At 67.2% G+C, this 11,857-nt stretch carries 13 protein-coding genes; 2 read left to right on the top strand and 11 right to left on the bottom strand.

Annotated features, from left to right (window positions below):
- Nucleotides 1–125: 125 nt before the first annotated feature.
- Genes IB225_RS20210 through nirK form a run of 5 tightly spaced genes read right to left on the bottom strand, consistent with a single transcriptional unit; the run spans nt 126 to nt 3,332 of the window.
- Complete coding sequence (locus IB225_RS20210; RefSeq protein ID WP_192314841.1) at nt 126–365, bottom strand: hypothetical protein; 240 nt, start codon at nt 363–365, stop codon at nt 126–128.
- Between the two features lie 50 nt (nt 366–415).
- On the bottom strand, nt 416–871 hold the full coding sequence (gene azu, locus IB225_RS20205; protein ID WP_192314838.1) for an azurin: 456 nt from the start codon (nt 869–871) through the stop codon (nt 416–418).
- A 55-nt stretch (nt 872–926) separates the two neighbouring features.
- Complete coding sequence (locus IB225_RS20200) at nt 927–1,496, bottom strand: SCO family protein (protein WP_192314835.1); 570 nt, start codon at nt 1,494–1,496, stop codon at nt 927–929.
- Nucleotides 1,493–2,272, bottom strand: a complete 780-nt coding sequence (locus IB225_RS20195; protein WP_192314832.1) for a formylglycine-generating enzyme family protein — start codon at nt 2,270–2,272, stop codon at nt 1,493–1,495. Before IB225_RS20195 ends, IB225_RS20200 begins: the two co-directional genes overlap by 4 nt.
- A gap of 7 nt (nt 2,273–2,279) precedes the next feature.
- Nucleotides 2,280–3,332 (bottom strand): copper-containing nitrite reductase, encoded by a 1,053-nt coding sequence (gene nirK, locus IB225_RS20190; RefSeq protein WP_192314829.1) that lies wholly within the window; start codon nt 3,330–3,332, stop codon nt 2,280–2,282.
- Between the two features lie 261 nt (nt 3,333–3,593).
- On the opposite strand from nirK, the gene IB225_RS20185 reads away from it, so the two are divergent.
- Nucleotides 3,594–5,609 carry a TonB-dependent copper receptor gene (locus IB225_RS20185; RefSeq protein WP_225584191.1) on the top strand — a complete coding sequence of 672 codons (2,016 nt, stop codon included), beginning with the start codon at nt 3,594–3,596 and terminating at the stop codon, nt 5,607–5,609.
- Nucleotides 5,610–5,633: 24 nt separating this feature from the next.
- Here the strand turns inward: IB225_RS20185 and IB225_RS20180 are convergent, their stop codons facing one another.
- The 5 genes from IB225_RS20180 to IB225_RS20160 are packed head-to-tail and all read right to left on the bottom strand — an operon-like array spanning nt 5,634 to nt 8,938.
- A complete protein-coding gene (locus tag IB225_RS20180; protein WP_192314824.1) occupies nt 5,634–6,872 on the bottom strand; it encodes a hypothetical protein in 1,239 nt (412 codons plus the stop codon).
- Nucleotides 6,869–7,135: a DUF2249 domain-containing protein gene (locus IB225_RS20175; protein ID WP_192314821.1), complete on the bottom strand. Its 267-nt coding sequence runs from the start codon at nt 7,133–7,135 to the stop codon at nt 6,869–6,871. The genes IB225_RS20180 and IB225_RS20175 overlap by 4 nt, the downstream gene beginning before the upstream one ends.
- Entirely contained in the window at nt 7,120–7,269 is a 150-nt protein-coding gene (locus IB225_RS20170; protein ID WP_192314818.1) for a hypothetical protein, read from the bottom strand. The genes IB225_RS20175 and IB225_RS20170 overlap by 16 nt, the downstream gene beginning before the upstream one ends.
- A gap of 5 nt (nt 7,270–7,274) precedes the next feature.
- Nucleotides 7,275–7,685, bottom strand: a complete 411-nt coding sequence (locus tag IB225_RS20165) for a SirB2 family protein (protein WP_345776655.1) — start codon at nt 7,683–7,685, stop codon at nt 7,275–7,277.
- The gene (locus tag IB225_RS20160; protein WP_192314815.1) at nt 7,682–8,938 is read right to left on the bottom strand and encodes an NnrS family protein; all 1,257 of its coding nucleotides are present in this window, start codon (nt 8,936–8,938) and stop codon (nt 7,682–7,684) included. Before IB225_RS20160 ends, IB225_RS20165 begins: the two co-directional genes overlap by 4 nt.
- A 166-nt stretch (nt 8,939–9,104) precedes the next feature.
- Between IB225_RS20160 and IB225_RS20155 the strand changes: the two genes are divergently transcribed.
- Nucleotides 9,105–9,350 carry a hypothetical protein gene (locus IB225_RS20155; protein ID WP_192314812.1) on the top strand — a complete coding sequence of 82 codons (246 nt, stop codon included), beginning with the start codon at nt 9,105–9,107 and terminating at the stop codon, nt 9,348–9,350.
- Nucleotides 9,351–9,490: 140 nt separating this feature from the next.
- Here IB225_RS20155 and IB225_RS20150 read toward each other — a convergent pair whose 3' ends face one another.
- Entirely contained in the window at nt 9,491–11,764 is a 2,274-nt protein-coding gene (locus IB225_RS20150; protein ID WP_192314809.1) for a nitric-oxide reductase large subunit, read from the bottom strand.
- Nucleotides 11,765–11,857 lie beyond the last annotated feature (93 nt).

The raw sequence follows: 11,857 nt of genomic DNA, 5'->3' as shown, positions 1-11,857 counted from the left end.
AGCTGGATGCCGTGGCACGCCAACTCAACGAGCGGCCACGCAAGACGCTGGGCTACGAAACACCGGCACAGCGATATCGGAAAACTGTTGCGTCGATCGGTTGAATCCAAGACCCAAAGCGGACATCAACCGCTGCAACCACCACAACAGACCGAAGGGACGAGAACGATGTCTTCCGGTCCGAGGTGATAGCCGGATCGGGAGAAGGCCAAGAGCAGTTCCGCCGCCAACGCACTGGTGGCGCAGCGTAGGTCTCCCGTTAGCACGTCTCGGTCAAATAGTATGGCTGGATCGAGATCCAGCAAGCGGTGTGCAAGCAAGCCAAGGTTTACGGGAATCTTTCCTGAGCGGATGACGTATTCCATCGCAGAACTCCTGGAATGCGTCGCCCGGGCAGGCGACGCATCGGATGTACTTACTTGGTGACGACCAGCTTGCCCTTCATCAGGGTGGAGTGGCCGGGGAAGCTGCAGAAGAAACTGTAGTCGCCTCCAGCGGAGAGCTTCTTTCCTGGGAACGTGATCTTGGTCTTCTGGCCACCGCCGATCAGCGAGGTATGTGCGATCACGCGAGCGTCATTAGCCTGCACATAAGCGCCGGCGGCACCGGCCTTCATTCCGTCGCGTGCCACGCCGGCCAGGTCGGATGTCTTGGACACCACCACGTTGTGGCCCATCGCGGCGACCGGCAGCTTGCCGCTGTGAGTCAGTTCGAGGGTGATGGTGGGGCAGCTGGCGGAGACGGTGACCTCCTTGAGGTCGAACTTCATCGCATCGTCGCCCTTGATGCTGACGGTGCAGTTGCCGGCGGCCTGCGCCATGCCGGCGGCGCTGAGCAGGGCGAGGGTGGCGAAGGTACGGGAGAGCTTCATGGTGGAACTCCTTATGGAGACGATAGATTGAGGAAGGGGTGTGGGTGCCATGTCATCACGGACCGGCAAGCAGCGCCTTGACCTGGATCAGGAAGGCCGGATCGGCGGCGGCACCGTTCACATCGCTGCGTGCTCGGACGCGCCCTTCGGCGTCCAGCAGCACCAGGACACTGGTGTGGTTGATGCTGCCGTCGTCGCGGAAGCGGTAGCGCACGTCCAGCACGCTGGCGATGGCGCGAACGTCGTTGTCGGCGGGGGTCAGGAATCGCCAGCCGTTTGGCACGCGGTGGCGCTGCGCCACTTCGCGCATCGCGGCGGGGGTGTCGCGGGCCGGATCCAGGCTGACCATGACCATGCCCAGCCGCCTGCGCTCGGCCGGGGACAGCTGCTTCTGCACGCTCTTGGCGTTCTCCAGGATCAGCGGGCACATCAGGTGGCAGTTCGCATAGAACATCGACACCACGCGGGGCTGGCCGCGCAGCGATGACCAGGCGACGGGGTGGCCGTTGGCGTCCTGCGTCGAGGCCTGCAGGTGGTAGACCGAATCACCGGGCAGCGATTGCGTGCGAGCCGCCCCCGCGAAGGCCAGCAGCAGCGCGAACAGGAAGAAGGGGGTGCGTTTCATGGCGTGCTCCTTGCACAGCGGAAACCGAGGTTGCCCAGCGTTGCGCCGGGTTGCAGTGCCGACAGCAGGACGAAGCGCTTGACCACGCCGTAGTCACCGGGATCGTTGAAGCTCATGGCGGTGGCGCCGCAGTAGCGCAGCGCCTGGCCGTCCTGCTGGCCGCGGCGGTCGCCATCGCCGAGCAGCGACGCGTAGTCCTCGCTCCACTCCCAGTGCGCGCCATGCAGGCCGTGCAGGCCGTAGGCATTGGCCGGCGTATCCGGCGCGGCGTCGATCGCGCGCGGCGTCCCGTCGTTGACCTGGCGCATCCGCCACGCCGCATCGCCGCGTGCATCGCGGCGCGTGGCGTCCGCGGCCGCGGCGTACTCCCATTCGACGAAGCGGGGCAGGCGTGCCTGCTGCGCACGGCAGTAGGCATCGGCCGCATACCAGTTCACGTGCACGACGGGTGCGTCGGCATCGACGCCGTCGCCGGGCGCGTCGGCTCCAGCCCAATGGCCGAGATAACCCGGACTGGCGAACACCGCCGGGACGCGGTCGCGCCGCCACTGCGGCTGGTGCTGGAGGAAATCGGCGAAATCGCGGTTGCTGACCGGACGTGCCATCAGCGAGAACGAGGCCACCTGCACCACGCGGGTGGCTTCTTCGTAGCGCACTGACGAACGGAAGTCGCCGCCTTCGACGGGCCGGTACAGGTTTCCTGCGTCCCCGGCGACGGCCGGTGCCGACGCCAGGGCGAACAGGAGAGCGACCGTCGGCGGCAGCGTCCGTTTCATCCGTTCCTCACTTCCCGGCGGCCGGCTTGGCTTCCGGGTACTCGATGTCGTGCTGCTGGCCCGTGTAGATGTCGGGGTTCTTCGCGCCGTCCACCTTCAGGATGCCCAGCGAGCCCTTGTGGAACGTGCGGAAGATGCTGTGGTCCACCAGCACGAAGTTGCCCGGCACGTCCGCCTTGAACTCGACCATGGCGGAACCGCCGGCCGGGATCAGCGTGGTCTGCACGTTCTCCTGGTACTTGCTGCCGCCTTCGGTGTAGACCTTGTCGAAGATCTCGCCAATCACGTGGAAGCTGGACACCAGGTTGGGGCCACCGTTGCCGACGAACATGCGGATCGTCTCGCCGGCCTTCGCCGTCAGCGCGTTGTCGCCCTGCAAGGCATCGACCGAGCCGTTGAACACCACGTAGGTCGGATGTTCGTCGATGGCCTTTTCTAGGCTGAAGGGCTGCAGGCCGGGTTCGCCGTACTCGCCTTCAGTGTAGAAGTCGCCCTGCACCACGTAGAACTCCTTGTCCACCGGCGCCAAGCCTTCTTCCGGTTCCACCAGGATCAGGCCGTACATGCCGTTGGCGATGTGCATGCCGACCGGGGCCATCGCGCAGTGGTAGATGTACAGGCCCGGATTGAGCGCCTTGAACGAGAACTGCGTTTCCTTGCCCGGCAGGGTAAAGGTGGCTTCGGCGCCGCCGCCCTGGCCGGTGACGGCGTGCAGGTCGATGTTGTGCGACATGTGCGAGTCATGGCGGTTCTTCAGCTTGAACTCCACCGTGTCGCCTTCGCGCACGCGGATGAAGCTGCCCGGCACGGTGCCGCCGAACGTCCAGAAGTTGTAGGTCACGCCGTCGGCCATGCGCATGTCCTTCTCGATCATCTCGAGATCGACGACGACGTGGGCGGGTGTCCTGCGCGTGATCGGCGGCGGCACCATCGGCGGCGCCGTCAGCACGGCGTGGATCGTCTCGCCGGCGGGCGTGATCTTGCCGCCCTCGGCGAAGGCGGGGCCGGCGAACAGCGCGGCGAGGGCGCAGGCGAGCAGGGACGGATAAATGCGTTTCATGGCGTTTCCTTCGATGGCTCTCGGTGGGTGTGTGGCCATGGTGGAAACGCGACGGAAGCACGACGTTGATCTCGATCAATCCGATGGGGTCGGACGCGGGGATTCGTGCGCGGGCTTGACCAAAGTCAAGCGTCGCCATGCCTGCGACAACGCGTCGCATCTGCGCTCCAGGGTGCGCCGCGAGAATGGCTGCATCACACGAGGAGATGCGTCATGAACCGCCATCTGTTGACCGTCGCCCTGCTGGGGGCGCTCGCGAACATGCCGCTGGCGCACGCAGACGAATCGCACGCCGCGATGCATGCCGAAGCGATGCCCGCCACGACGCTCGACGGCATAGTGGTAATCGGTGTCGCGCCCGCGATGGCAACCACCTTCATCACCGATCCGAAGCTGCCGCGGCAACCGGTGCCGGCCAGCGATGGCGCGGACTACCTGAAGACCATTCCCGGCTTCGCCACGCTGCGCAGTGGTGGCACCAATGGCGATCCGGTGCTGCGCGGCATGTTCGGTTCGCGCATCAACCTGATGACCAATGATGGCGCGATGAGCGGCGCCTGCCCGTCGCGCATGGACAATGCGTTGTCGTACATCGCACCGGAAACCTACGACCGGCTGGTGGTCATCAAGGGGCCGCAGACGGTGCTGTGGGGCGGCGGTGCGTCGGCCGGCACCGTGCGCTTCGAGCGCGAGATCCCGTACTTCGCAGAACCGGGCCTGCAGGGCTCCGGCAGCGTGCTTGCCGGAAGCGGCAACCGCAACGACCAGGTGTTGGACGTCAGCGCCGGCACGCCGCGCGGTTATGCCCGCGTGTCCGCCAACCGCTCCGAGGCCGACGACTACGAGGACGGCAACGGCGACGTGGTCCCGTCGGCGTGGAAGAAGTGGAACGCCGATGCCGCGATCGGCTGGACACCGGATCAGGACACCGTGCTCGAGCTCAGCGCCGGCATCGGCGATGCGCAAGCACGCTATGCCGGACGCGGCATGGACGGCGCGCAGTTCCGGCGCGACGGCCTGGGCCTGCGCTTCGAGAAGAAGCGCATCGGCGGCGTGCTCGACGCCGTGGTCGCAAACGTCTACCAGAACGACGTGGACCACGTGATGGACAACTACACACTGCGCGATCCCGATCCGACCGGCAGCATGCCCATGCCGATGGCCAGCAACGTGGCCCATCGCACGCGCGGCGGCCGCGTGGCGACAACGTGGCAGGCGGATCGCTGGGAAGTGACGGCCGGCGCGGACCTGCGTGCGAGCCGGCACAGCCAGCGCAGCGCCTCCGGCCGCGGTGCCTACCGAGCGCTGCCGTGGACGGTGGATGCGAAGTTCCAGACCTGGGGCGTGTTCGCCGAATCGCACTGGCACATCACCGACACGCATCACCTGATGAGCGGTGTGCGCTTCGATCGTGCGGAAGTGGAGGACCTGCGTGTCCGCATCGGCGGGATGATGCCGATGCCCAATCCCACGGCCGGCATGACGCGCGAGGAGACGCTGCCCAGCGCCTTCGTGCGCTACGAATACGACATGGGCGGCCGCTGGGGGGCGTACGCCGGTCTTGGACACACCCAGCGCATGCCGGACTACTGGGAATTGTTCTCGCCCACGCGCGGCCCGGCAGGTGCGTCCAACGCGTTCGCCGGCGTGCAGCCCGAGCGCACCACGCAACTCGATGTCGGCGTGCAGTACAAGGGCGCGCAGGTCGATGCCTGGGTGTCGCTGTACGCAGGGCGCGTGCAGGACTTCATCCTGTTCGATTACGCTCGCGGGATGATGGGCAACACCACGCAGGCCCACAACGTGGACGCGGCCATCCGCGGCGGCGAGGCCGGTGTCGACTGGCGGCCCGCCGACGGCTGGAAGTTGTCCGGCGCACTGTCTTACGCCTGGGGCGAGGTGCGCGACACCGGCACGGCACTGCCGCAGATGCCGCCGCTGGAAGCGCGCCTTTCGGTCGCCCGCGAGCAAGGCACATGGACGTGGGGCGCGCTGTGGCGCGTCGTCGCCGACCAGCAGCGGGTCAGCACCAGCCAGGGCAACATCGTCGGCCGCGATCTGGGCCCGAGTGCCGGCTTCGCAGTGTTCTCGCTCAACGGCGGCTACCGCTTCAACAACAGCGTGCAGGTGACCGCGGGCATCGACAACCTGTTCGACCGCGCCTACAGCGAGCACCTCAATTTCGGCGGCAACAGTGCCTTCGGCTATCCGGCCGATCCGGTACGCATCGGCGAGCCGGGCCGAACGGCCTGGATGAAACTCAACCTGCGCTACTGACCGGTGAGCGACGGTCCCGGCGGATCAGCCGGGACCGCTGGCCTGCCAGCCATCGGCCTGCCGCCAGCAGCGCCATTGCGCATGCAGGCTCACCGCGTAGGCCAGTGCCATCGCGACGCCGGCGACGCGGGCCAGCACCGGTGCCAACGTCGCCGTCACCAACAGCACGCCCGCGATGGCATGCAGGACGAACGCGCGCTGCTTGCCCGCTTCGTCGAACAGGCTGCCCACGCCGGGCACGCGGATCCCGCGCGGCACGCGCTGGCGCAGCGCGATCCAGGTGAGGAAGCCGGTGATCTCCAGGGCCATGCCCACCACCAGCAGCGGCAATCCGGTGCCGAGCACCAGCGTGCCGGCCAGCATCCACGGCCTGTCCGGCCACACCGCGACCCCGCAGGCGGCGAGCAGGCTGGCGCATCCCGCCTGCCAGAAGCGGCGCAGCGCCGGATTGCGTCGATGTCGCGCGGTCGCGTGCAGGAAGAAGACGGCGATGGCGAACGCGACGAAGGGCACCGTGGCGACATGCCAGGCGCCTTGAGGCAACACGCCACCTTGCGCGGCGGCCACCAAGCAGAGCGTCGCCAGCCATGCGGTCTGCCACAGGCGAGATGCGATCACCGGCACGGCGCGCGTGCCCTGCAGCATCGGCAGTGTGACGCTGCCTACCGCGGCAAGCAGTCCGAGCATCCAGCCGATGCTTCCGATCGCGGCATGCAGATCCACGCGCCCCGCAGGTGCGGGCGCCACCCATCCGGTGCGCGCACCCAGCAGCAGAAGTCCGAGCGACGCCGTGGCGAGCAGCGCCAGCAAGGCCAGACCGATGCCATCGCGCACGACGCGCTCGCCGTTTCCACGCATCGCCGCCACCAGTGCGAACGCCGCGATCAGTGCCAGTGAGCTGCCCAGCAGGATCGCTGCCGGCAACGCTAGGGCGCGCACCTGCCCGCACAGAGTGACCAGCAACAGCGCGACGCCTGCATTGAACGCACCCTGCAGCCAGGGCACGCAACGGACACACGGCAAGCGACTGCCGGCGGCGACCGGCAGGAACTGCACCAGGCTGCCCAGCATCGCGTTGCCCAGCATTCCCAGTGCCAGCATGTGAACCACCACCAGCGTCGCGGGCGTCCAGCGCGACAGCAGCACGGGTTCGCCCTGCCATGCCAGCCACAGGCCGGTGGCAAGACCCCATGCCAACGCCCACTGCAGGAAGCGCATCGGCAGCCCCGGGGTCGGTGCCTGCGCGAACGCCAGGCCGCTCATGCCGCGCGTGGTGGATGCAGCGCGTCCCGGTCCTCGGCATGGCAGATCGCGATGCAGGCGCTCCCCGATGCGGCGGCATACACGTGATAGATGAATCCACCGTCATCGAGGATGGGCAGCAGAGGCAGTGGCGGGTGTGGCGTCAGCGCCACCAGCCGCTCGCCACGCTGCAGCGTGCCGAGGCAGTCGAGGATGCGTTCCATCGGCTCCGGCGCCGGTAGTTGGCGCAAGTCCAGGCGCAGCAGCGTCAGCTCGAGTGCCATGCGTCCGTTTCCTCGTCGAGCGGTAGCGATCTGCAGTCGAGCGACACGCCTGCGGCATCCAGTGATTCACGCACGCAGCAGGCGCAGCTCGCGAATGTGTCGGTCAGCATCGAGGCATAGAAGGAGGCGTCCATGGCGATCATCCTGCCAGCCACAGCAGCCAGCCCCACGGATCGTGCGCCCGCGCGATGCCGTAGACCTGCAGGAAACACAGCAGCGCCGCCACCACCAGCATGGCGCGCGTGGCACGACCATGCGAGGGTCGGAAGGCGGCGATCCCCAATCCGACGTACGCAACGACGAACACGATCTTCGCGAACAGCCAGCCGTTGGCGAACATCCCCGCCGGCAGGATCGTCAGCAGCATCATCGCGCCGGTCAGCAGTACGGTGTCGACGGTGTAACTGGTGTAGCGCACGAGCGCCGCGCGCGGCCAGCGCATGTTGGCGAGCAGGCCGAGCGCACGCAGCGCGAACAGCGTGCCGCTGGTCATCGCCGCGGCCACGTGGACCAGCTTGATGTCGGGGTAGAACACCATCATCGCGCTCATCCCGGCCGCCCGTCCGCCCGCGGACTCAGGTAGATGCCACCGATACGGCCCACCCACGGCGCCAGCGCCAGCAGCCAACCCACCGCGGCGGCTGCCTGCCAGGCCATCGCATCCGGTGCGAGATCGGCGACGATGCGCATCACGGCGACGACCTGGATCGCGACGAAAGCGAACCACGCCACCTTCGGCATCACTAGCGGCCTTCCGGAGTGGCCCTGCGTCACCCGCGTGACCATCGCTACCAGCAGGCTGCCGAAGAAGCCGATGAACATCGCATGCATCGGCGCGCGCCCCAGCACGAACTCGTCCGTCGCCAGGAAGGTCACGCTCTGCACCACGTACAGCAGGAAGGTGATCGGCAGCCACGCGGTGCCGATGAACAGCACCGCCAGCAGGCCCGGCATGCGGCCGCGCGGCCACCAGCGATACACCGCCCATGCCGTCAGCACCAGCAGCGGCACGTCGGCCAGCCACAGCCAGGCGTAGGCGTGCGCCAGTTCCAGACCCAGGTGCAGCATCAGCAATGCCCACACCGCGCCCAACCACGGCAGCGACCGCCATGGCACGTAACCCGGCACCACGTTGCCGGCGAAGAACGGGAACATGCGGTGCGCCACCGTCACGTACACCGGCAGCAGCAGGCCGAAGCCGCCGAGCTTGATGCTCGCGAACGCCCAGGTGGGCGAGGCGCCCAGCGCGAAGGCGATGAACATCACAAGCCCCAGCCAGCCCAGCAGCAGGCCGGCGAAGCACGAGCGCGCATGCCAGGTCTTCGCGGTGTCGTCGGCCAGCAGCCGGCCGAGCGTGAACAGCGCGGCGGTCCAGCCGGCCAGCGCCATCCACAGGCCAACGGTCACTCCCGCCTGCCACCCGGCCACGCCCAACAGGATCGTCAGCTGCCCGCCCATCAGGCCGAGCCCCACGGGCACGAAGTGCCAGCGCTTCACGTCGGCCATGCCCATCCAGCGCGGGAACACGGTCAGCAGGAAGCCGAAGATGAAGCTCGGCAACACCAGATACTGCATCAGGAACGCATGCAGCCAGCCCGCATGGATCGGTGTCTCGGGCATCGTCCACAGGCCCCAGCGCGTGGCGACCAGCCACAGGATCCACCACAGCATCGCCAGCAGCAGGTTGCTGGCACCGATGAAGAACATCAGTCGGTGCGGCGTATGCGCCAGCCAGGCAGGCGAGGGGCCGGGCAGTGGTGGGGCGGCACGGGCGGGAGGCGGGGCGATGATGTCGATCTTCATGCCGCGAGCTTGCGCGCGGGCGCGCGCCCTCGCCTTGACGTGGATCAGGCGGGCGGCGATTCGCCGCGTGCGATCTGCTTGATCCGGGTCAAGACCGCGCCGACAGCGACCGCCTACAGTCCTGCCGGCCGCGCGACCTCGCGCCTAACAATGACTTGGTAAACCCATGATCGATCACACCCATATCTCTTCCAAGCAACGGCAGCAGGCCATGACTGAAGCCCTTCGCGCCTGGGACCCAGAAGCTGAAGTGACTCTGGAGTCCGGTACAGATCGCTTGGTGGTGATGACCACGCTGCCTACCGAGCGGGTAATCGCCATCCTCAAGGACATTGGCGAGCAGGCAGAAGCCGGCAATAGCGCGCCATCCACGCACAAGGCGGGGCAGTGCTGCGGAGGATGTTCGCACTGATCGTCGCAACATCAGGGGGTTCGAGCGAAGCGCCCTCAGCACAATGGCGATAGAGAAAAAAAGAGCCGCTGTCGCGGCTCTTTTGCTGCAACCCGCAGCAGGTGGCCCGGCCTCCCCACCCGGAGAGGCCGGTTCCAGGGTCAGGCTTCGTTGGCTTGTGCGGCGGGCAGGGGCTCGCGGCGCGGGGCCAGCCACAGGCTGACCACGAACCACACCAGCGCCAGCGCACCCACGCTGAAGAGCGTGTCGGCCGGGACGCGCATCCATACCAGCATGTCGACGATCGGCTGCTGCATGAACTCGGCCGAGCGCGCATACCAGTAGCCGTGCTCCAGCGCCGCATTGAGCTGCAGGATGCCCAGCGGCAGCAGCGTCAGCAGGGACATGCCGGCCAGACCGATGTTGAGCGACCAGAACGATGTCTTCAGCAGCTTCTCGTTCCACACCACGTTCGGCTTCAGGCCGCGCAGGCAGAACAGCATCAGGCCGATACCGAGCATGCCGTACACGCCGAACAGCGCCGTGTGGCCATGGTTGGGCGTCAGGTTGAGGCCCTGCATGTAGTAAAGCGGCAGCGGCGGGTTGATCAGGAAACCGAACAGGCCCGCGCCCACCAGGTTCCAGAACGCCACTGCGATGAAGAACATGATCGGCCACCGGTATTTCTGCATCCACGGCGTGGCCTTGCCCATTTTCCAGCTGTGGTACGCCTCGAAGCCCACGTAGGCCAGCGGCACCACTTCCAGTGCGGAGAAACTCGCCCCGATGGCGATCACCGCTGTCGGCGTGCCGGTGAAGTACAGGTGGTGCAGCGTTCCCAGCACGCCACCGGCCATGAACACGATGGTGGCGAACAGTACGGCGATGGTCGCGGTCTTCGTCTGCAGCAGGCCCAGGCGGGTGAACAGGAAGGCGATCACCGCCACCGCGAAGACTTCGAAGAAGCCTTCCACCCACAGGTGCACGACCCACCAGCGCCAGTACTCGACCATCGACAGGTGCGTGTGCTCGCCCCACATCAGGCCGGCGGCGTAGAACAGGCCGATGGCCACGGTCGACAGGAACAGCAGGCTGACGATGCTGCGCGACTCGCCGCCGTGGCGGATCGCGGGCCACAGGGCGCGACCGACCAGCACCAGCCATAGGGTCAGGCCGATGAACAGGAACCACTGCCAGAAGCGGCCGAGGTCGACGTACTCCCAGCCCTGGTGGCCGAACCAGAAGTTGTGCTCCAGCCCCAGCTTCTGCATCACCGCGAACCACTGGCCGGTGAATGCGCCGACCACGATGATCAGCAGGCACGTCCACAGGAAATTGACGCCCAGTCGCTGGAACTTCGGCTCATGCCCGGAGATCGCCGGGCCGATGTACAGGCCCATGCCCAGCCACGCGGTCGCGATCCACAGCACCGCGAGTTGCGTATGCCAGGTGCGCGTCAACGAGTACGGCAGGATGTCGGCCAGGGCGAAGCCATAGGCCTCCTGGCCTTCCACCTGGTAGTGCGCGGTGATCGCGCCCAGCAGGATCTGCACGACGAACAGCGCGATGACCACCCAGAAGTACTTCGCGGTGGCGCGCATCGACGGCGTGACCCTGATCTTCGCTAGCGGATCGGTCTTGGGCAGCACTGGCGCCATCTCATCACCGTGGTTGACCGCGTAGTGCCAGCCCAGCAAGGCGATGCCGGCGATCAGGAACAGCACGCTGAAGACCGTCCACAGGAAGGCGCTCGGCGGCGGTGTGTTGCCGACCAGCTCGTCGGCCGGCCAGTTGGCCGTATAGCTGATCTCCGCGCCGGGACGCTCGGTGACCGACGACCACGCCGCCCACCAGTAGAACGCGGTCAGCTGGCGACGGTGTTCGGCATCGGGCACCGTGTTGTTGCGCATCGCATAGGCTTCGCGCAGCTCCGCGGTGCCGGGTTCATCGCTGAACAGTGCGGTGTAGTGCGACGCCACCTGTGCGATCGCGAGAGCGCGATCGTTGCTGACGTGCACGGTGCGGGTCGCTTCGTCGTAGGTGTTCGGGCGCAGCAACTGCTGCACGCGCTTGGCGTAGGCGGCCTGGGTGGCTTCGTCCAGCTGCTTGTAGCTGTCGACGCCGCCCTCTCGCTTGGCCCACAGGTCCAGCACGGCCTCGGCTTCACGGTGCAGCCAGTCCGCACCCCAGTCGGGCGCGACATAACCGCCGTGGCCCCAGATCGAGCCCAGCTGCTGACCACCGATGGACTGCCAGACCTGGCGGCCGGTCTCGATGTCCTGGCGGGTATAGACCACCGTGCCGTCGTCGGCGACGACCTGCTCCGGCATCGGTGGCGCCTGGCGGTGGACTTCGCTGCCGACCCAGAGCAGGACGGCGAACGACGCAATGAGCAGGGCCGCCAACCCTGCCCACAACTTGCGTGTCGAATTCATGATGCGGCTCTCCTGGAGGAACAGCCGCATCATCGACGCGCAGCGCCGAGGCCTCCATGACGCAGGTCAAGCCGGGGCGGAATCGCTGGAGTT

Source organism: Pseudoxanthomonas sp. PXM02, from assembly GCF_014851805.1.
Classification (GTDB): domain Bacteria; phylum Pseudomonadota; class Gammaproteobacteria; order Xanthomonadales; family Xanthomonadaceae; genus Pseudoxanthomonas_A.
The sequence above is the reverse complement of the archived record's forward strand: the minus strand, read 5'-3'. Positions and strand labels throughout refer to the sequence as shown.

Bases quoted from the DNA above. Each gene is read 5' to 3' on its own strand.
- IB225_RS20210 (WP_192314841.1), bottom strand. From the start codon at position 365: ATGGAATACGTCATCCGCTCAGGAAAGATTCCCGTAAACCTTGGCTTG.
- azu (WP_192314838.1), bottom strand. From the start codon at position 871: ATGAAGCTCTCCCGTACCTTCGCCACCCTCGCCCTGCTCAGCGCCGCC.
- IB225_RS20200 (WP_192314835.1), bottom strand. From the start codon at position 1,496: ATGAAACGCACCCCCTTCTTCCTGTTCGCGCTGCTGCTGGCCTTCGCG.
- IB225_RS20195 (WP_192314832.1), bottom strand. From the start codon at position 2,272: ATGAAACGGACGCTGCCGCCGACGGTCGCTCTCCTGTTCGCCCTGGCG.
- nirK (WP_192314829.1), bottom strand. From the start codon at position 3,332: ATGAAACGCATTTATCCGTCCCTGCTCGCCTGCGCCCTCGCCGCGCTG.
- IB225_RS20185 (WP_225584191.1), top strand. From the start codon at position 3,594: ATGCCGCTGGCGCACGCAGACGAATCGCACGCCGCGATGCATGCCGAA.
- IB225_RS20180 (WP_192314824.1), bottom strand. From the start codon at position 6,872: ATGAGCGGCCTGGCGTTCGCGCAGGCACCGACCCCGGGGCTGCCGATG.
- IB225_RS20175 (WP_192314821.1), bottom strand. From the start codon at position 7,135: ATGGCACTCGAGCTGACGCTGCTGCGCCTGGACTTGCGCCAACTACCG.
- IB225_RS20170 (WP_192314818.1), bottom strand. From the start codon at position 7,269: ATGGACGCCTCCTTCTATGCCTCGATGCTGACCGACACATTCGCGAGC.
- IB225_RS20165 (WP_345776655.1), bottom strand. From the start codon at position 7,685: ATGAGCGCGATGATGGTGTTCTACCCCGACATCAAGCTGGTCCACGTG.
- IB225_RS20160 (WP_192314815.1), bottom strand. From the start codon at position 8,938: ATGAAGATCGACATCATCGCCCCGCCTCCCGCCCGTGCCGCCCCACCA.
- IB225_RS20155 (WP_192314812.1), top strand. From the start codon at position 9,105: ATGATCGATCACACCCATATCTCTTCCAAGCAACGGCAGCAGGCCATG.
- IB225_RS20150 (WP_192314809.1), bottom strand. From the start codon at position 11,764: ATGAATTCGACACGCAAGTTGTGGGCAGGGTTGGCGGCCCTGCTCATT.